Source organism: Pseudomonas sp. NEEL19 (assembly GCF_028751975.1).
GTDB lineage: Bacteria > Pseudomonadota > Gammaproteobacteria > Pseudomonadales > Pseudomonadaceae > Aquipseudomonas > Aquipseudomonas juntendi.
In genome coordinates this window covers 4,534,629-4,554,176 of record NZ_CP081491.1, presented here as the reverse complement: position 1 = coordinate 4,554,176, position 19,548 = coordinate 4,534,629, and the positions used below count along the sequence as shown (strand labels likewise).

The 19,548-nt window shown below is 62.8% G+C and carries 17 protein-coding genes and 1 other RNA gene; 8 read left to right on the top strand and 10 right to left on the bottom strand.

Annotated elements, in window-relative coordinates; translation table 11 throughout:
• Positions 1–173 precede the first annotated feature (173 nt).
• From K4A76_RS20240 to K4A76_RS20210, 7 genes are all read right to left on the bottom strand, one after another.
• Positions 174–437 carry a DUF3077 domain-containing protein gene (locus K4A76_RS20240; protein ID WP_274411006.1) on the bottom strand — a complete coding sequence of 88 codons (264 nt, stop codon included), beginning with the start codon at positions 435–437 and terminating at the stop codon, positions 174–176.
• Between the two features lie 79 nt (positions 438–516).
• A complete protein-coding gene (locus K4A76_RS20235; protein WP_115294818.1) occupies positions 517–759 on the bottom strand; it encodes a hypothetical protein in 243 nt (80 codons plus the stop codon).
• Between the two features lie 361 nt (positions 760–1,120).
• Positions 1,121–1,519, bottom strand: a transfer-messenger RNA (tmRNA) gene (ssrA, locus tag K4A76_RS20230).
• A gap of 99 nt (positions 1,520–1,618) precedes the next feature.
• Positions 1,619–1,909, bottom strand: a complete 291-nt coding sequence (locus K4A76_RS20225) for a hypothetical protein (RefSeq protein WP_009685320.1) — start codon at positions 1,907–1,909, stop codon at positions 1,619–1,621.
• A 277-nt stretch (positions 1,910–2,186) separates the two neighbouring features.
• Positions 2,187–4,997, bottom strand: coding sequence for an FAD-binding and (Fe-S)-binding domain-containing protein (locus tag K4A76_RS20220; protein ID WP_274411005.1), 2,811 nt, complete (start codon positions 4,995–4,997; stop codon positions 2,187–2,189).
• Between the two features lie 75 nt (positions 4,998–5,072).
• A complete protein-coding gene (gene lldD, locus K4A76_RS20215; RefSeq protein WP_274411004.1) occupies positions 5,073–6,218 on the bottom strand; it encodes an FMN-dependent L-lactate dehydrogenase LldD in 1,146 nt (381 codons plus the stop codon).
• Between the two features lie 63 nt (positions 6,219–6,281).
• Positions 6,282–7,952, bottom strand: coding sequence for a lactate permease LctP family transporter (locus K4A76_RS20210; RefSeq protein WP_029887488.1), 1,671 nt, complete (start codon positions 7,950–7,952; stop codon positions 6,282–6,284).
• Positions 7,953–8,207: 255 nt separating this feature from the next.
• Between K4A76_RS20210 and K4A76_RS20205 the strand changes: the two genes are divergently transcribed.
• Complete coding sequence (locus tag K4A76_RS20205) at positions 8,208–8,975, top strand: GntR family transcriptional regulator (protein ID WP_054881451.1); 768 nt, start codon at positions 8,208–8,210, stop codon at positions 8,973–8,975.
• 169 nt (positions 8,976–9,144) lie between these two features.
• Here the strand turns inward: K4A76_RS20205 and smpB are convergent, their stop codons facing one another.
• Entirely contained in the window at positions 9,145–9,627 is a 483-nt protein-coding gene (gene smpB, locus K4A76_RS20200; protein ID WP_029887491.1) for an SsrA-binding protein SmpB, read from the bottom strand.
• A gap of 163 nt (positions 9,628–9,790) precedes the next feature.
• Between smpB and K4A76_RS20195 the strand changes: the two genes are divergently transcribed.
• On the top strand, positions 9,791–10,225 hold the full coding sequence (locus K4A76_RS20195; RefSeq protein ID WP_009685329.1) for a type II toxin-antitoxin system RatA family toxin: 435 nt from the start codon (positions 9,791–9,793) through the stop codon (positions 10,223–10,225).
• Between the two features lie 57 nt (positions 10,226–10,282).
• On the opposite strand, the gene K4A76_RS20190 is transcribed toward K4A76_RS20195, so the two are convergent.
• Positions 10,283–10,819, bottom strand: a complete 537-nt coding sequence (locus K4A76_RS20190; protein ID WP_274411003.1) for an outer membrane protein assembly factor BamE — start codon at positions 10,817–10,819, stop codon at positions 10,283–10,285.
• 97 nt (positions 10,820–10,916) lie between these two features.
• Here K4A76_RS20190 and fur point away from each other — a divergent pair, with 97 nt between their 5' ends.
• Positions 10,917–11,321 carry a ferric iron uptake transcriptional regulator gene (gene fur / locus K4A76_RS20185; RefSeq protein WP_009685331.1) on the top strand — a complete coding sequence of 135 codons (405 nt, stop codon included), beginning with the start codon at positions 10,917–10,919 and terminating at the stop codon, positions 11,319–11,321.
• 124 nt (positions 11,322–11,445) lie between these two features.
• On the opposite strand, the gene recN is transcribed toward fur, so the two are convergent.
• Entirely contained in the window at positions 11,446–13,119 is a 1,674-nt protein-coding gene (gene recN, locus K4A76_RS20180; RefSeq protein WP_029887492.1) for a DNA repair protein RecN, read from the bottom strand.
• Between the two features lie 192 nt (positions 13,120–13,311).
• Between recN and grpE the strand changes: the two genes are divergently transcribed.
• The 5 genes from grpE to carA all read left to right on the top strand — a co-directional run bounded on the left by grpE (position 13,312) and on the right by carA (position 19,487).
• Entirely contained in the window at positions 13,312–13,869 is a 558-nt protein-coding gene (gene grpE / locus K4A76_RS20175; protein WP_009685333.1) for a nucleotide exchange factor GrpE, read from the top strand.
• A gap of 101 nt (positions 13,870–13,970) precedes the next feature.
• Positions 13,971–15,896: a molecular chaperone DnaK gene (gene dnaK, locus K4A76_RS20170; protein WP_054912825.1), complete on the top strand. Its 1,926-nt coding sequence runs from the start codon at positions 13,971–13,973 to the stop codon at positions 15,894–15,896.
• A gap of 196 nt (positions 15,897–16,092) precedes the next feature.
• The gene (gene dnaJ, locus K4A76_RS20165) at positions 16,093–17,217 is read left to right on the top strand and encodes a molecular chaperone DnaJ (RefSeq protein ID WP_009685335.1); all 1,125 of its coding nucleotides are present in this window, start codon (positions 16,093–16,095) and stop codon (positions 17,215–17,217) included.
• A 13-nt stretch (positions 17,218–17,230) separates the two neighbouring features.
• On the top strand, positions 17,231–18,034 hold the full coding sequence (gene dapB / locus K4A76_RS20160) for a 4-hydroxy-tetrahydrodipicolinate reductase (protein WP_009685336.1): 804 nt from the start codon (positions 17,231–17,233) through the stop codon (positions 18,032–18,034).
• A 316-nt stretch (positions 18,035–18,350) separates the two neighbouring features.
• Complete coding sequence (gene carA / locus K4A76_RS20155; protein ID WP_003249935.1) at positions 18,351–19,487, top strand: glutamine-hydrolyzing carbamoyl-phosphate synthase small subunit; 1,137 nt, start codon at positions 18,351–18,353, stop codon at positions 19,485–19,487.
• Positions 19,488–19,548: the final 61 nt, after the last annotated feature.

Below are 19,548 nucleotides of genomic sequence, written 5' to 3'. Positions count from 1 at the left end.
CACCCGCGAATACGGTGGTACCGGCAATGCACAATGCCTGGCATAAACTGGCCAGCAGGCCCGGCCCTTTCGCGGGTAAACCCGCTCCTACAATGGTCGGGGAAACAGGTACCTGGGGTTTTCGTGAGGGCCAGCCAGCAAAGCCTGGCTCTCATAGCCTTTGAGACTGCAATTCAGCGCATCATCCCCAACTCCGCATCATCCAGCAGCGCTTTCCCCAGAGCGCAAAGATAGTGCGCTGCCCAGATCAGCTTCGGCTTGTCTTCCATCAGGCCATCAATGGTCAAATCCCGCGCATACCCCATCAGCTCCGACGCCTGTTCACGGGCGTTCTGGCAGGGGATGCCTCGTTCGATGCGGAACAGCGGGTGGGTCTGGTTTTCGCCTTGGAAGAAGATGGTTTTGCCGACAGTGCATTGGGTGTTTTCGGTTGTCATCGAGCATTATCCCTGGTCTTTGTGTTGCCTGGGCTGGCCCTATCGCCGGCAAGCCGGGCTCCCACAGTGTGAGGTGAGGTCAGTGCATGGGTTGCGGGCCGGCTGGTCTTTGTATTTGCGCTAGTGCCGATTCGAGTAGACGGCGTAGCGTTTCCAGCTCGTGCATGGAGGCCATGATCAACACGGAGGCGGGGGACCTGGGCTGCATCAGCATTGCTTGCTGTGCCACGGCTTCCGCGCAAAGCGCGTAGTCAGTAGCAAGCATGATGGTGTCTTCCAGGGAGTGGGGAAGGTGGGGTGGGTCGGGGACTATCTTCAACATGATTGCTTCCATCTCAGGGCCGCCACCCTCTGCTGTCAAACAGCGGGTGGCAGCTGTACGCGGGTTGACAGACCGGCGGAAACAACAAGCTCCGGCGCACGCAAGCGTGCCCGCACGTACAGCCGCCATAACGACGAGCCGTTTTGTTGTTTACCGTAGCGGCCTGTCAAAGCCGGTCGTTGATGAGCAACGACCCACCGAGCCTAAAACCCTGAAACAGCGACCGCAACGGAAAACAGGCGCAGGGAGTATCTTTGGGAAACGTCCTACGCGGAAGGGATTAAATCTGATCTTCTGGCCCCAGGCCAGCCAATCACAGGCACAAAAAAAGACGCCCAGGGGCGTCTTCTTTTTTGGAATTTGGTGGAGCCGGGGGGATTTGAACCCCCGTCCGCCAGTACTCCGCTGTCGGTACTACATGCTTAGCCGTGTCTACTGATTTAATCCGCAGCCGCCCGACGGGCAGGGTGCTTTGGATGAGTTGTGTAAGTTTTAGTCACTTCGCCCACAACGTGCTACGCGACGATCCTGTTCTATATGACAATCAGTTCGGGTTTACAGGCATCCCCTAGTGATTGCTGGAGCCGAAGCTACCAGAAGCAACGGGTCAAGAGGACTGCTTACGCAGCCAGCTTGTACTCCGCGCCGAAGGTTTCGTCATTGGCAACTATAGAAGTTGCAACAGTGGATTTACGAGTTCTGTTACCAACTCGGCATGCACCTAGAGTTTCGCTACCGGCGTCGAATCCTAATCGGCCCCTACACTAGCTCTTGGCTAACGCACCTTACGGCACGTGAGCCGGAGTATACGCCATTGTGCGGGCGACGTCGACAGCTGGTCCTGTCGCCCGCCCATGGCTTAGGCGCCGCCGCTGCCCGAACCGCTGCCTTTCTCGGTTTTTTCCAGGCGCTCCAGCACTTTGCTGGTGATGGCGATGCATTCCTTGGTGTCGCCCGAGGCCTGGGCAGCCTTGGCTTTGTCGACGTGCTCGGTCACGGCTTTGTCCAGGCCCTCGGAGGTGGCGCCGGCGGTGGCCATGCTGTCGTCGATTTTTTGCAGGTTGATGGCGCACAGGTCGTCAGCAGCGAACACCGGCGAAGCCAGCAGGGTAGCGGCCGCGAACAGGGCCGAAAGCGCGGTACCTTTCATGGGAGTCTCCTCTGGGGCCTCGGGAAGGTGGGCCTAAAGGATGGACCTTGGCAGTTTTGCAAGGGTTCAATCTTGTTCGTGCCGCGGGGGCGGGATTGTTTGCGAGAGGGGTGGGCTTGCCCGCGAACACCGGCTTAGCCGGTGCCAGGTACCGCGCTGGGTTTTTCGCGGGCACGCCCGCTCCCACACAGGGCGCGTCGCGCTTACGGATTGAGTTCTCTTCGCGACAGCGCAGCCCGTTGGGCTGCGTTATCTCCCACAATGGATCGCGCAGGCTTCAGAGGCTGCGGGGGCGGGTGACGCGGTCCACCAGGTAGACCAGGCCGTGGTAGTCGATGCCGCTGTGGCTGCTCAAGCCGATCTCGCAGGTGCGGCTGGTGGAAATGCCTTCGCTGCAGTACTGCACGGCATCCTTCAGGCTGCGCAGCGAGTGGGCGTTGAGCTCGGGGGTGGTGAAGCCCTTGTCGCCAGCGAACCCGCAACAATGAATGCCTTCCGGGATGACTACCTGCTTGCTGCAGCGCCGGGCCAGGTCGATCAGGGCCTGGCTTTCGCCCAGGTGCTGGGTGCTGCAGGTCACGTGCACGGCCACCGGCTCATCCTGGGGGGTGAACTCCAGGCGTTCGAGCAGGTGAGTGCGAATGAAGCGCACGGGGTCGTACAGGTCCAGCCGGGTGTCGCCCAGGTCTTGTACCAGGCGCAGGGTGCAGGGGCTGGTGTCGCAGTAGATCGGGTCAAGACCGCCGCGGCTGGCGTGCAGCAGGGCGTTGATCAGCTCCTGGCGCTTGTGTTCGGCCTGCTCGGGGTAACCCTTGGACGCGAACGGCTGGCCGCAGCACAGGCTGTCGGCATTGTCGGGGAACACGACCTGGTAGCCGGCCTTTTCCAGCAGGGCGCGGGTTTTGTCCAGCAGCGGGCTTTGCTCGCGGTCGGCATAGGCCGGGCCCATTACCCTGGACACGCAAGCCGCCAGGTACACCACCCGCGGGCGGGCGTCGTTGCTGGCCTGGCCGAAGGCGACCGGGCGCAGCGGTTGGGGCATGGCGGGCGTCCACTGCGGCAGGCGGCCGTTGCTGGCTTTGCGCAGGGTGGCACTCAGGCGGCCCAGGCGTGGGGCGCCGAGCAGCTTGCGCGCGCTGTTGGCTGCGGTCAGGGTCAGGCGGGCGCCGCCCAGTGCGATTGGGAAGTGCTCGGCCAGCCAGTTGGCGGTGTTGCCGTGGTCGGCAGCCTGGCTGCGCAGTTTCTTTACCAGCTCGCCGGTGTTGATGCCCACGGGGCAGCGCTGGGCGCACAGGCCGGTGGCAGCGCAGGTGTCGATGCCTTGGTACTGGTAGGTGCGCATCAGCTCGCGGGTGTCGACGCCGGCGCGTTGCTTGGCCTGGATGTCCCGCCACATCACGATACGCTGGCGTGGGCTGAGGGTCAGGCCCTTGGACGGGCACACGGGTTCGCAGAAGCCGCACTCGATGCACTTGTCGACGATTTCGTCGGCGGCGGGCAGTGGCTTGAGGTTTTTCAGGTGAATGGCTGGGTCGTCACTCAGTACCACATCGGGGTTGAGGATGCCGTTGGGGTCGAGCAGGCGCTTGAGCTGCCACATCAGTTGGTAGGCGTCGTGGCCCCACTCCAGCGCCACGAACGGCGCCATGTTGCGCCCGGTGCCGTGCTCGGCTTTCAGCGAACCGCCAAACTCCACGGCCACCAGTTGCGCCACGTCGTCCATGAATGCCTGGTAACGGGCAACCTCTTCGGCGCTGTTGAACCCTTGGGTGAAAACGAAGTGCAGGTTGCCTTCCAGGGCGTGGCCGAAAATGATCGCTTCGTCATAGCGGTGCTTGTCGAACAGCTGAATCAGGCGGTTCACGCCCTCGGCCAGTTGCTCGACCGGGAAGGTCACGTCTTCGATGATGACGGTGGTGCCGGTCTGGCGCACGGCGCCGACGGCGGGGAAGGTGTCTTTGCGGATTTTCCACAGCTGGTTGTACACCGCCGGGTCTTCACTGAAGTCCACGCGCTGCTCCAGCGGGAAGTCGGCGATCGAGGCCATTACCTGCTCCAGTTGCTCGTGCAGCAAGCTCTGGCTGGCCGCGCGTGACTCGATCAGCAGGGCGCAGGCGTTGGCCGACAGGCCTTTTACCCACAGCGGCATGCCGGCCATGTCCTGCACCGAGCGCAGGCTGCGGCGGTCGAGCAGTTCCACGGCCGACACCGGCTGGCGCTTGAGTACCGGCACCGCGCGGCAGCAGCTTTCCACGCTGGGGAACACCAGCAGGGCGCTGGTCTTGTGCGGGTGGTCGGGCACGGTGTTGTAGGTAACAGCGCTGATAAAGCCCAGGGTGCCTTCGGAGCCGACCAGCAAGTGCTGCAGAATGTCCAGCGGCTGGTCGTAGTCCACCAGCGCGTTCAGCGACAGGCCGGTGGTGTTCTTCAGCCGGTACTTGTGCCGGATGCGATCGGCCAATGCCGTGTTGGCGCGGGTTTCGCGGCCCAGGCGGGCCAGCGCTTGCAGCAGCTCGGCATGGCTGGCTTCAAAGGCCGCCACGCTGGCCGGGTCTTCGCTGTCCAGGCGGGTGCCGTCTGCCAGCACCAGGCGCAGGCCGGCCAGGGTGTGGTAGGTGTTCTGGGCGGTGCCGCAGCACATGCCGCTGGCGTTGTTGGCGACGATACCGCCGATCTTGCAGGCGTTGATCGAGGCCGGGTCGGGGCCGATCTTGCGCCCGAACGGGGCCAGCCAAGCGTTGGCCTGGGCGCCGATCACCCCGGGCTGCAGGCGGATCTGTTCGCCTTGGCCACGGATCTCGCGGTCGTTCCAGTTATCGCCCAGCACGATCAGCACCGAGTCGCTGATGGCCTGGCCAGACAGGCTGGTGCCGGCGGCGCGGAAGGTGACCGGCACCCGGTCGCGTTGGGCCAGCTTGATCAGGCCGACCACTTCGTCTTCGGACTCGACACGCACCACCAGCTTGGGGATCAGCCGGTAGAAGCTGGCGTCGGTGCCGAAGGCCAGGGTCGAGGTGGGGTCGTCGAAGCGGCGTGCGGCGGGGATCAGGCGCTCGGCATCACGCAGAAACGCGGCGGGCAGGCTCATGCAGTCTCCTCGCGGGGCTGTGGCCTCTGCGTGCCACATGCCCCGGGTCTATCAGGCGGTCGTTGGTGCAGGCGCTCAGGCGCCCAGTTCGCGTACCAGCGAGTCGCGGGTGATTTCGCTGATGGTCTTGGCGCCGGTCAGCACCATGGCTACGCGCATTTCCTTCTCGAACAGCTCCAGCAGGTTTTTCACCCCGGCCTGGCCATGCACGGCCAGCGCATAGAGGAAGGCGCGGCCAATCAGCACGGTGTCGGCACCCAGGGCGATCATGCGTACCACATCCAGGCCGCTGCGAATGCCGGAGTCGGCGAGAATCTTCAAGTCACCTTTCACCGCATCGGCAATGGCCGGCAGGGCGCGGGCGCTGGACAGCACGCCATCGAGCTGGCGGCCACCGTGGTTGGACACGACGATGCCGTCGGCACCGAATTTGACCGCATCGCGGGCGTCATCGGCATCCAGGATGCCTTTGATGATCATCGGGCCATCCCAGAACTCGCGGATCCACTCCAGGTCCTTCCAGGAAATGGACGGGTCGAAGTTGTTGCCCAGCCAGCCGATGTAGTCGGCCAGGCCGGTCGGGTTGCCCCGGTACTTGGAGATGTTACCCAAATCGTGCGGGCGGCCCATCACGCCCACGTCCCAGGCCCACTCGGGGTGGGTCATGGCTTGCAGCACGCGGCGCAGCGGGCCGTGCTTGCCGCTCATGCCAGAGTGGGCGTCGCGGTAGCGGGCGCCGGGCACGGGCATGTCCACGGTGAATACCAGGGTCTTGACCCCGGCTGCCTTGGCCCGCTCCAGGGCGTTGCGCATGAAGCCGCGGTCTTTGAGCACGTACAGCTGGAACCACATGGGGCGGTCGATGGCTGGCGCCACTTCTTCGATCGGGCACACCGACACCGTAGACATGGTGAACGGGATGCCATGGGCCGCCGCCGCCCGCGCCGCCTGTACTTCGCCACGGCGGGCGTACATGCCGGTGAGGCCGACCGGGGCCAGGGCCACGGGCATGCTCAGGGTTTCGCCGAACAGTGTGGTCTGCAGGCTGAGCTCGGACATGTTCTTCAGCACGCGCTGGCGCAAGGCAATGTTTGCCAGGTCGGCGACGTTGTGGCGCAGCGTGTGCTCGGCGTAGGCACCGCCGTCGGCATAGTGGAACAGGAAAGGAGGCAGCTTGCGTTGGGCCGCGGCGCGATAGTCGGTAGAGGCAGAAATGATCATGGATTCTCGCAGCGTTGCTTGGGGGGTATGCCAGGCGCCCGATGGCGCCCGGCCCCTTTCACTTTAGTGATGAACCAGCATGCCGGTCAGCCAGTAAGCCTGGATCAGGGTGATCAGGCCGACGATGGTGGCAAAGAACAGGCTGTGCTTGACGGTGAAGCGGAACAGGTCGGATTCCTTGCCGACCAGGCCGGTGGCGGCGCACGCCACGGCGATCGATTGCGGCGAGATCATCTTGCCGGTCACGCCGCCGCTGGTGTTGGCCGCTACCAGCAGGGTGTCGTTGACCCCGATCTGGTGGGCGGTGGTGGCCTGCAGCGAGCTGAACAGGGCGTTGGACGAGGTGTCCGACCCGGTCAGGAACACACCCAGCCAGCCAAGGAACGGCGAGAAGAACGGGAACGCCGCGCCAGTGCCGGCCAGCACCAGGGCCATGGTCGACGACATGCCCGAGTAGTTGGTGACGAAGGCGAAGGCCAGCACCATGCCAATCGACAGGATGGGCCAGCGCAGCTCCCAGAAGGTCTCTTTGAAAGTGGTAAGACCAGTTTTGACGTTGATTTTCAGCACCGCCATCGAGATCAGCGCCGAGAGGAAGATCGCGGTGCCGGTGGCGGAGATCGGGTCCAGCTTGAACACTGCGGGCATGGCGGTTGGCGCGGCCACGATCGGTGCGGTCTTGATCACCAGTTGGTCAAGGTGCGGGATGGCGAAGTTGAACACGAAGTTGTACATCGCGCCGCCCGGGGCGAAGGCTGCCTTGAACGGTTTCAGGGTCCAGATGGTGACCAGCACGGTCAGAATCAGGAACGGCGACCAGGCCTTGAAAATCTCGCCAAAGCTGTAAGGGCTTGGCTGGCTGCCGCTTGGCTGCACCACGGCAGCACCCACGCTGGCCTTGGCTTCGCCGAACGCGCGCTTGGGTTGCCACACTTTCAGGAACAGGGTGAGGCAGATCAGGCTGGCCAGGGCCGAGGTGATGTCTGGCAGCTCGGGGCCGATGAAGTTCGAGGTGAAGTACTGGGTCACGGCAAAGCTCAGGCCGGCCACCAGGGCCGCAGGCCAGGTTTCTTTCACGCCGCGCAGGCCGTCCATCATGAACACCAGCCAGAACGGCACGAACAGTGACAGCAGCGGCAGCTGGCGGCCGGTCATGGCGCCGATGTGGAAGGCGTCGATACCGGTCACCTGGCCGGCCACGATGATCGGGATGCCCAGGGCGCCGAAGGCGACCGGTGCGGTGTTGGCGATCAGGCACAGGCCGGCGGCGTACAGTGGGTTGAAGCCCAGGCCGACCAGCAGTGCGGCGGTGATGGCCACCGGCGCGCCGAAGCCTGCTGCACCTTCCAGAAACGCGCCGAAGCAGAAGCCGATCAGCAGTACCTGCAGGCGCTGGTCGTCGGTGATGGACAGCACCGAGCTGCGGATCACTTCGAACTGGCCGCTCTTGACCGTGAGTTTGTACAGGAACACCGCGGCAACGATGATCCAGGCAATTGGCCAAAGGCCGTAAAGGAAGCCGTAACCTGCGGCAGCCAGGGCCATGTCGACCGGCATCTGGAAGGCGAATATGGCCACCAGTACCGACAAGGCCAGGGTAATGCTACCCGCCACGTGGCCCTTCAGGCGGAACACGGCGAGGGCAAGGAAGAAGAACACGATGGGAATGACCGCCGCCAGTGCGGACAGGCCAAGACTACCAAGCGGGCTATAGAGTTGTTGCCAGGTTTGCATATGGGGTGGCCCCTAATTGTTGTTGGTCAGGCGCTGGCATTGGATAATTGGTAAGACCAATTTACAATGGCTGGTCGCTAGGTTAAAAGCGCTGTCGTGGGTGTGTCAATTTGTCCCGTGCAAAACTTTGGTCGCGTGCCGATGAGCGGGCAGCTGATGTGCCGGGAAAATCATGGCCTGATGGGTGTTCGCGCGCTCTGGATCGGCGAGAATAGGCACCCCCGGGTGTGTGCCGGGGTTTGTGGAGAGCATGTGATGGTTTTTGATCAGGTTCGCCAACGGCGCCTGTCCGACGACATTGTCGATCGGTTGGAAGCGATGATTCTGGAGGGCACCCTCACGTCGGGGCAGCGGCTGCCCGCCGAGCGTGCGCTTGCCGAACAGTTCGGCGTGTCGCGCCCGTCACTGCGTGAGGCGATCCAGAAGCTGGTGGCCAAGGGCTTGTTGGTCAGCCGGCAGGGGGGCGGCAACTTTGTCGCCGAGTCGCTGGGGTCCACCTTCAGTGACCCGCTGTTGCAGCTGCTGGAACATAGCCCCGAGGCCCAGCGCGACCTGCTCGAGTTTCGCCATACGCTGGAGGCGTCCTGTGCGTATTACGCGGCCCAGCGCGCTACCGAGCCAGACCGGGCGCGGCTGAAGGCGGCGTTCGACACGCTGCAGGACTGCTACGCCAGGGTCGATGAAGTGACCCGGGCCGAGGAGGGCGCGGCCGATGCGCGCTTCCACTTGGCAATTGCCGAGGCCAGCCATAACGCGGTGCTGTTGCACACCATTCGTGGCCTGTTCGACCTGCTCAAGCGCAACGTGGTGACCAACATTGGTGGCATGTACCAGCAGCGGACCGAGACCCGCGACATGCTGATCAGCCAGCACCGCGAGCTGTACCTGGCGATTGTCGAAGGCAGGGCGGAGGAGGCGCGAGAGGTGTCCAGCCGGCACATTCTGTATGTGCAGGAAGTGCTGGAAGAAGCGCATGAGGAGGCGCAGCGGGTAGCGCGGGCGGAGCGGCGTAGCGGGCGCTGACTCGGTCTCTTCATGCATGTGCGGTTAATGTAGGAGCGGCCTTGTGTCGCGATGGGCTGCGAAGCGGCCCCTGGGCTTCGGCAATGAGCCGAGATTGCTGGGGCTGCTTCGCAGCCCATCGCGACACAAGGCCGCTCCTACACTGACCGCGCTGCTGACAAAGAAGGTTTTAGTCTTCCTTGCCCTTGTTGCGCACCGCCCGCTGCAGCTCGCGGTTGGAATCGCGTTCGCGCACGGTGTCGCGCTTGTCGAATTCCTTCTTGCCCTTGCCCAGTGCAATTTCGCACTTGATCAGGTGCTTGCTCCAGTACAGCGACAACGCCACGCAGGTGTAACCCTTTTGCGCCACCGCCGCTTCCAGGCGCTCGAGCTCGCGCTTGTTCAGCAGCAGCTTGCGCGTGCGCATCGGGTCGGCGATCACGTGGGTGCTGGCCGTAGTGAGCGGGGTGATGTGGCTGCCGAACAGCCAGGCCTCACCGTCCTTGAGCAGCACGTAGCTGTCCACGAGGTGCGCCTTGCCGGCTCGCAGGCTTTTTACTTCCCAACCGGACAGGACCAGCCCGGCCTCGAACTTGTGTTCGATGAAGTAATCGTGTCGCGCTTTTTTGTTCTGCGCGATGGTCCCGGTCGGATGTTTCTTTTGTTTAGCCATAGGGCCGGCATTATAGGCAAGACCGTGCGTCGTTCGCTATGGGATTTCGGTGTGCTTGAGCCACCGCAATGAATACCGGACAATACAAGCCCTGTCCTGCCGACAGAATCTGTTTTTGGCACGCTGCGAAGCGCCGCCACCCAGCCTTGGAAGTGACGCCTGGATGACTACCCATATTCAACGCTCCGCCCTGCTGCCATACCCCGCCCAGGCGCTCTACGATCTGGTCAACGACGTGGCCAGCTACCCGCAGTTCCTGCCGTGGTGCTCGGCCGCGACGGTGATCGACAGCAGCGAAACGCACATGCGTGCCAAGCTCGAAGTGGCCAAGGGCGGCATGAGCCAGCACTTTGTGACGCGCAACGTGCTGGTGCCTGGGCAGTCCATCGAAATGAACCTGGAGGAAGGCCCCTTTACCCAATTGCATGGGGTGTGGGTGTTCAAGCCTTTGGGCGAGAAGGCCTGCAAAATCAGCCTGGATCTGTCGTTCGATTATGCCGGGCCCATTGTGCGTGCCACGTTGGGGCCGCTGTTCAACCAGGCGGCGAACACCCTGGTCGATGCGTTCTGCCAGCGTGCCAAGCAGTTGAACGGCTGATCAGGCAGGCAGCAACAAAAAGCCCGGAACAAGTCCGGGCTTTTTTGTTGCTTTCGATTACCGGGTTTCCAGCGGTGCTGGCGTAGGCACCGGGGTGGTCTCGATGGTATCGATTTCGCGCTGGATGGCCTCTTCGGTCGAACCAGGCTTGGCGGGTTGCTCCGCCGGTTGTGTGGCGGGCTGCTCGGTTTGGCCTGGCTCGGTGCCGTGGCTGACCGTGGTATCGCTGCTGCCACCCAGAATTTCCTGGTCGCGGCTAACGCCTGGCATAAAGTCGCCAGACAGGCTGACCAGTTGGTCGCTGTCGTTGAAGAAAATGCTCATGCGCTCCTGCTGGCGTTGGCCGCCACCAGGCTGCAGGCTGTACAGGTAATCCCAACGGTTGGTGTTGAAAGTGTCCTGAATCAGCGGGTTGCCCATGATAAACCGCACTTGCCGTCGGGTCATTCCCGGGCGCAATTGGTCTATCATGTCCTGCGTGACGACATTGCCCTGCTGGATGTCGATTTTGTAAACCCCGGGAAACGAGCAACCGGCGAGTGCGAGCAGTCCCGCGAGGGCGAGGCTGTTTAGCAAGAGCTTGGTGTTTTGCATCGGTGGGCGACTTCCACTATCTTGGCTGGACAACGTAAACCCCGATCATACCCGTATTAAGAGAAGCTGCGAAGCAGCATCGGCGAGAAAGCTGACCATGGTTGAAAATAGCGAATTACGCAAAGCCGGTCTCAAGGTAACCCTGCCTCGAGTCAAGATCCTTCAGATGCTCGACTCTGCCGAGCAGCGTCACATGAGCGCCGAGGATGTCTACAAGGCGCTGATGGAGGCTGGCGAGGACGTTGGCCTGGCTACCGTGTACCGCGTACTGACCCAGTTCGAAGCGGCGGGTCTGGTGGTTCGCCACAACTTCGACGGCGGTCATGCGGTATTCGAACTGGCCGATGGCGGTCACCACGACCATATGGTCGACGTGGATACCAGTGAAGTCATCGAGTTCATGGACGCCGCCATCGAGAAGCGTCAGCGTGAAATCGTGGAGGAACACGGTTTCGAGCTGGTGGACCACAATCTGGTCCTGTACGTGCGTAAGAAGAAGTAACGATTCAATCGTTATGGACAGCAAAGGCGACCTTCGGGTCGCCTTTGTGCTTTTAGGGGCAGTAGGTCAGTGAGGGGCATTGCGTCGCGACAGGGCCGCAAGCGGCCCCGGCAATCCAGTGGCTTCAGGCCTTGCTGGTAACCACCATCTTGCGCGCATGCGCCAGGGATTCCTTGGTCAGGTCGATGCCGCCCAGCATGCGTGCGACTTCTTCCACGCGCTCGCGCTTGCCCAGGCTGGCCACGGCGGTGTGGGTGGTGTCGCTGTTGCGCACCTTGTGCACGAACAGGTGGTGGTGCCCCTGCGCTGCCACCTGCGGCAGGTGGGTCACGGTCAGCACCTGGCCGCGTTCACCCAGCCGGCGCAGCAACTGGCCGACGATTTCCGCGGTGGGCCCGCCGATACCCACATCCACTTCGTCGAATACCAGCGTGGGAATGCGCGAGGTCTGTGCCGTGATCACCTGGATCGCCAGGCTGATGCGCGACAGTTCGCCACCCGACGCAACCTTGGCCAGGCCCTTGAGGGGTTGCCCCGGGTTGGCGCTGACCAGCAGCTCGATCTGCTCCAGGCCATGCGGCGAGAGCTCCGTACCCTCATGCGGGGTCAGCTCGATACGGAAGCGCCCGCCAGGCATGCCCAGGCGCTGGATTTCCTGTTCCACCGCCACCGCCAACTGCTGGGCGGCCTGCCGGCGCAGGGCGCTGAGTTCGCTGGCCCGCTCTTTATAGTGCTGGGCGTACGCAGCCAGCTCTTCGCCCAGCTGTTCAATCGATTCATCGCTGGCGTTCAGGCCTTCCAGCTCTTCCATCAGTTGCTGCTGCAGGTGGGGCAGCTCGGTCGGGTGCACGCGGTGTTTGCGCGCCAGGGTATAGATGGTGTCGAGGCGCTCCTCCAGTGCCTGCAGGCGCATCGGGTCGGCATCGAAGTTGTCCAGGAAGCGGTTGAGCTCACCCACCGCTTCTTCAACCTGGATCTGCGCGCTGGCGATCAGGTTGGCCGCCTCGGTCAGCGCCTTGGGCGACTGGGTGGCGGCGCCCAGGCGGTTGAGGCTGGCGGTGAGGGCGCTGAGTACGTTGCCCGAATCACTTTCGCTGCACTGGTCAATGACCTGGCGGCAGATACCGAACAGGGCTTCGGCGCTGGTCAGGTTCTTGTGTTCCTGCTCCAGTTGTTCCAGCTCGTGCTCGCCGAGGGCAAGGTTGTCCAGCTCTTCCAGCTGGTAGCTGAGCAGCTGATGGCGGGCGCGCTGCTCGTCACCGGAGTTGGACAGGCGCTCCAGTTCCAGGCGGGTTTGCTGCCAGCGTTTGGCGGCCAGCTGCACCTGGCGGGCCAGGTCGACAGCGCCGGCGTACTCGTCTAGCAGGCGGCGGTGGGTGTCGGTTTTCAGCAGCGACTGGTGCTCATGCTGGCTGTGGATGTCGATCAGCAGTTCGCCCAGGGCCTTGAGGTCGCCGAGCGGGCACGGGGTACCGTTGATGTAGCCCCGGCTGCGCCCTTCGGCGGTGATGACGCGGCGCAAAATGCACAGGCCGTCGCTGTCCATGTCGCGCTCGGCCAGCCAGGTGTGCGCCTCGGGGATGTCCACCAGGTCGAAGGTGGCCAGGATATCGGCCTTGTCGGTGCCAGGGCGCACCACGCCGCTGTCGGCCCGGTCGCCCAGGGCCAGGCCGAGGGCGTCGAGCATGATCGATTTGCCAGCGCCGGTCTCGCCCGTGATGACGGACATGCCGCGGGCGATTTCGAGGTCGAGGTGTTCGACGATGGCGTAGTTGTGAATGGACAGGTGCACCAGCATGGGGGCGGCTCCCGAAAAGTCAGGTCTGGTTATTTATACAGTACTTTTTTCAGGCCTGCCAATGCCTCTTGGCGGATTCTGTTTGTGCCTGAAAACCCGCTTGCCCCTTGAAGCTGGTTTTTCCGGCCCCATATAGCCGACAACCAAGGCGAGCCTGGCTCGCAGTCCACAAAATTGCGCAGGAGAGACCCCATGGCTGACGAACAGCTGAACGAAAAAGACCTTAATGTTGAAGAAACCGGTGCCCAAGCCACTGCGGATGCCCGTGTTCTGGAACTCGAGGAACAGCTGGCCGCCGCCAAGGACCAATCGCTGCGCGCCGTGGCCGACTTGCAGAACGTGCGCCGCCGCGCCGAGCAGGATGTCGAGAAAGCCCACAAGTTCGCCCTGGAGAAGTTCTCCAGCGACCTGCTGCCGGTGATCGACAGCCTGGAACTGGCCCTGGCCCACTCCAGCGCCGAGGATGAAAACGTCAAGCAGATCCGCGAAGGCGTGGAGCTGACCCTGAAAATGTTCCAGGACACCCTCAAGCGCTACAACCTCGAAGCGGTCGACCCGCATGGCCAGCCGTTCAACCCTGAGCACCACCAGGCCATGGCCATGCAGGAAAGCGCTGACGTAGAGCCTAACAGCGTGTTGAACGTGTTCCAGAAGGGTTACCTGCTCAACGGCCGCCTGCTGCGCCCCGCCATGGTGGTGGTCAGCAAGGCGCCGAGCGCGGCGCAACCCTCGATCAATGAAAAGGCTTGAAATCCGTCGGGGCATCCCCATCTAGGTGTCAAGCCTTCAAGTATTACCGCAGTTGGCCAAATTAGTCGCTGCTACCAAATTCAAGTTTCGGGAGAGTTAACATGGGCAAGATCATCGGTATCGACCTGGGGACCACCAACTCGTGCGTCTCTATTCTGGAAAACGGTAACGTCAAAGTCATCGAAAACGCCGAGGGTGCGCGTACCACCCCTTCGATCGTGGCCTACGCCAACGATGGCGAAATCCTGGTTGGCCAGTCGGCCAAGCGCCAGGCCGTCACCAACCCGCACAACACCCTGTTCGCCGTGAAGCGCCTGATCGGCCGCCGCTTCGAAGAAGACGTCGTGCAGAAAGACATCAAGCTGGTGCCTTACAAAATCGTCAAGGCCAACAATGGCGACGCTTGGGTACAGGCGGGCGGCAAAGACATGGCACCGCCGCAAATCAGCGCTGAAGTGCTGAAGAAAATGAAGAAAACCGCCGAAGACTACCTCGGCGAGGCCGTGACCGAAGCGGTAATCACCGTGCCGGCCTACTTCAACGACAGCCAGCGCCAGGCTACCAAAGACGCTGGCCGCATCGCGGGCCTGGACGTAAAACGTATCATCAACGAGCCGACTGCCGCTGCACTGGCCTACGGCATGGACAAGGCCAAGGGCGACCACACCGTCATCGTCTATGACCTGGGTGGTGGTACCTTCGACGTGTCGGTCATTGAAATTGCCGAAGTCGACGGCGAGCACCAGTTCGAAGTACTGGCTACCAACGGCGACACCTTCCTGGGTGGCGAAGACTTCGACATGCGCCTGATCGACTACCTCGTCGACGAGTTCAAGAAAGAGTCGGGCATGGACCTGAAGAACGATCCACTGGCCCTGCAGCGTCTGAAAGAAGCTGCTGAAAAAGCCAAGATCGAGCTGTCGTCCGCTCAGTCGACCGACGTCAACCTGCCGTACATCACTGCAGATGCTACCGGTCCGAAGCACCTGAACGTGAAAATCTCCCGCGCCAAGCTGGAGTCGCTGGTCGAAGACCTGGTCACCCGTACCATCGAGCCATGCCGCGTAGCGCTGAAAGACGCCGGCATCGACGCCAGCAAGATCGACGACGTGATCCTGGTCGGTGGCCAGACCCGTATGCCGCTGGTGCAGAAGGCCGTTGCTGACTTCTTCGGTAAAGAAGCCCGCAAGGACGTCAACCCGGACGAAGCCGTGGCCATGGGTGCTGCCATTCAGGGCGCGGTACTGGCTGGCGACGTGAAAGACGTGCTGCTGCTGGACGTCAGCCCGCTGACCCTGGGTATCGAAACCATGGGCGGCGTGATGACTTCGCTGATCGAGAAGAACACCACCATCCCGACCAAGAAGTCGCAGGTGTTCTCGACTGCCGACGACAACCAGGGCGCTGTGACCATTCACGTGCTGCAGGGTGAGCGTAAGCAGGCTGCGCAGAACAAGTCGCTGGGCAAGTTCGACCTGGCCGACATTCCGCCAGCGCCACGCGGTGTGCCGCAAATCGAAGTGACCTTCGACATCGACGCCAACGGCATCCTGCACGTCAGCGCCAAAGACAAGGCCACCGGCAAGTCGCAGTCGATCGTGATCAAGGCCAACTCCGGCCTGTCGGACGAAGAAATCGAGCGCATGGTGCGTGACGCCGAGGCCAACGCCGAGGAAGACCGCAAGTTCGAAGAGCTGGCTGCTGCCCGTAACCAGGGTGATGCGCTGGTTCACTCGACCCGCAAGATGGTCGCTGACGCCGGTGACAAGGTCACCGCTGAAGAGAAAACTGCCATCGAGGCTGCCGTGGTTGCCCTGGAAGCCGCTGTCAAAGGCGACGACAAGGCCGCCATCGACGCCAAGGTCGAAGAGCTGTCCAAGGTCTCTGCCCCGGTTGCCCAGAAGATGTACGCCGAGCAGTCGGCCGAACAGCCTCAGGGTGGCGCGCAGCAGGCCGAGCCGGAAGCCAAGCACGATGACGTGGTTGACGCCGAGTTCGAAGAAGTCAAAGGCGACGACAAGAAGTAATCGTTGCATGTTGTCGGCCAGTTCACCGTGGTTTGTCGGTGAATTGGTAGGATGTCGCCGCGCGGGGGCTTGCTCCCGCGTTGGCGTATCTGGAATTCGAGAATTTTTACAGCATCTGTCAGCGGCCCTGGTGGGCGAGCGCAGGTGCTGATGGCGTGGCGCAGATGCCACACGCCCAACAAGGTGCAAATGACCTATGTCCAAGCGTGATTATTATGAGGTTCTGGGTGTCGAGCGCGGCGCCACCGAGGCAGACCTCAAAAAAGCTTATCGCCGTCTGGCGATGAAATACCACCCGGACCGCAACCCGGGCGATAAAGAGTCCGAAGACAAGTTCAAAGAGGCCAACGAGGCCTACGAAGTGCTGTCTGATGCCAGCAAACGCGCGGCGTTCGACCAGTATGGCCATGCCGGTGTCGACCCGAGCATGGGTGGCGGCGGCCCTGGTTTCGGTGGCGCCAACTTCTCCGACATCTTCGGCGATGTGTTCAGCGACTTCTTCGGCGGCGGCCGTGGTGGCGGACGCGGTGGCGCCCAGCGTGGCAGCGACCTGCGTTACACCCTGGAGCTGAACCTGGAAGAAGCGGTGCGCGGCACTACGGTCAGCATCCGCGTGCCGACCCTGGTCAACTGCCAGCCGTGCGATGGCTCCGGCGCCAAGAAGGGCTCCACCCCGTCGACCTGCCCCACCTGTGGTGGCATCGGCCAGGTCCGCATGCAGCAGGGCTTCTTCTCGGTGCAGCAAACCTGCCCGCGTTGCCATGGCCAGGGCAAGATCATCACCGACCCTTGCACCTCGTGCCACGGCGAAGGCCGCGTCGAGGAATACAAGACCCTGTCGGTCAAGGTGCCGGCCGGTGTCGATACCGGTGACCGCATCCGCCTGTCGGGTGAAGGCGAGGCCGGCACCCATGGTGGCCCGACCGGCGACCTGTATGTCGTGATCAGTGTGCGTGAGCACGAGATCTTCCAGCGTGATGGCAAGCACCTGTACTGCGAGGTGCCGATCAGCTACACCGATGCCGCCCTGGGCGGCGAGTTGGAGGTGCCGACCCTCGATGGCCGGGTGAAGCTGCGTATTCCGGAAGGCACCCAGACCGGCAAGCAGTTCCGCTTGCGCGGCAAGGGTGTGGCGCCGGTGCGCGGTGGTGGTGCCGGTGACCTGCTGTGCCGTGTGGCGGTGGAAACCCCGGTCAACCTCAGCCGCCGCCAGCGCGAACTGCTCGAAGAGCTGCGTGATTCGCTGGAAGGCGACAGCTCGCACTCGCCGAAGGCCAGTGGCTGGTTCGATGGCGTGAAGCGCTTCTTCGGCGATCTCTGACAAGGAAAAGGCTATGCGACGTATTGCAGTGATGGGCGCGGCAGGGCGTATGGGCAAGACCCTCATCGAGGCCGTGCAGCAGCAACCCGGCGCCGGGCTGACGGCGGCGGTCGACCGCCCCGACAGCTCGCTGGTCGGCGCCGATGCCGGTGAACTGGCGGCCCTGGGGCGCATTGGTGTGCTGCTGTCCGACGACCTGGCCAAGGTGGTGGACGAGTTCGACGTGCTGATCGATTTCACCCACCCGTCGGTCACCCTGAAGAACCTGGCGTTCTGCCGCAAGCACGGCAAGGCCATGGTCATCGGTACCACCGGTTTCACCGTCGAAGAAAAGCAGTTGCTGGCCGAGGCGGGCAAGGACATTCCAATCGTGTTCGCTGCCAACTTCAGCGTTGGCGTCAACCTGAGCCTGAAGTTGCTCGACATGGCGGCGCGCGTGCTGGGCGATGATGTGGATATCGAAATCATCGAGGCGCACCACCGCCACAAGGTCGATGCCCCTTCGGGTACGGCGTTGCGCATGGGTGAAGTGGTTGCCAACGCGCTGGGCCGCGACCTGCAGGAAGTGGCCGTGTATGGTCGTGAAGGGCAGACCGGCGCGCGCGACCGCAAGACGATCGGCTTTGCCACCGTACGTGCCGGCGATGTGGTCGGTGATCACACCGTGCTGTTCGCTGCAGAAGGCGAGCGCCTGGAGATCACCCACAAGGCCTCCAGCCGCATGACCTTCGCCAAGGGCGCCGTGCGTGCGGCGCTGTGGCTCGACGGGCGTGAGCCTGGCCTGTACGACATGCAGGATGTGCTTGATCTGCGTTAAGCAGTGAGGGCTGTGTTGGCTTCTTCGCGGGCTTGCCCGCTCCTACAGGTTTTGTGCAAGGCCCAAGCCCTGTGGGAGCGGGCAAGCCCGCGAAGAAGCCAACACAATAGTCAGCCTGTCGCATCGATGTGTTTTAGAGGCACATATGCGGTAGACCGAAAACGCACTTTTCTGTAAGCTACAGCTTTAGTGTGTCCACTAAAAGCGCGCAGCGAATTGAATTCAGCACATGAAAGCGGGGTGACGTGTCCATACGTCACTCCGCTTTTTTGCAACCTGCGATCGCCCTTTCATGCTTGATTTACGGGAGGTCTTCTTGACAAAGCCAGCCATACTCGCCCTTGCCGACGGCAGTATTTTTCGCGGTGAAGCCATTGGTGCCGACGGTCAGACCGTTGGTGAGGTGGTATTCAACACCGCTATGACCGGCTACCAGGAAATCCTTACAGACCCTTCCTACGCGCAGCAAATCGTCACCCTGACCTACCCGCACATCGGCAACACCGGTACCACCCCGGAAGACGCCGAGTCCAACCGCGTGTGGTCCGCCGGCCTGGTCATCCGTGACCTGCCGCTGCTGGCCAGCAACTGGCGCAACACCCAGTCGCTGCCGGAGTACCTCAAGGCCAACAATGTGGTTGCCATCGCCGGCATCGACACTCGTCGCCTCACCCGCATCCTGCGTGAGAAGGGCGCCCAGAACGGCTGCATCCTGGCGGGTGACAACATCAGCGAAGAGGCGGCCATTGCCGCTGCCCGCGGTTTCCCGGGCCTCAAGGGCATGGACCTGGCCAAGGTGGTTTCCACCAAGGAACGCTACGAGTGGCGCTCCAGCGTGTGGGAGCTGAAAACCGACAGCCACCCGACCATCGACGCGGCCGACCTGCCCTACCACGTGGTGGCCTTCGACTACGGCGTCAAGCTGAACATCCTGCGCATGCTGGTTGCCCGTGGCTGCCGCGTGACCGTGGTGCCGGCCCAGACCCCGGCCAGCGAAGTGCTGGCGCTCAACCCGGACGGCGTGTTCCTGTCCAACGGCCCTGGCGACCCCGAGCCGTGCGACTACGCCATCCAGGCCATCAAGGAAATCCTCGAAACCGAGATTCCGGTATTCGGCATCTGCCTGGGCCACCAGTTGCTGGCGCTGGCCTCCGGTGCCAAGACCGTGAAAATGGGCCATGGCCACCACGGTGCCAACCACCCGGTGCAAGACCTGGACACCGGCGTGGTCATGATCACCAGCCAGAACCACGGCTTTGCCGTTGACGAAGCCACCCTGCCGGGCAATGTCCGCGCCATCCACAAGTCGCTGTTCGACGGCACCCTGCAGGGTATCGAGCGTACCGACAAGAGCGCGTTCAGCTTCCAGGGCCACCCTGAAGCGAGCCCAGGCCCGACCGACGTCGCGCCACTGTTCGATCGTTTCACCGATGCCATGGCCAAGCGCCGCTGAGCATCCTGCTTCAAGGCCCCGGGCCGGCACACGCCGCGCCCGGCAGCGCCTGACCCAGATT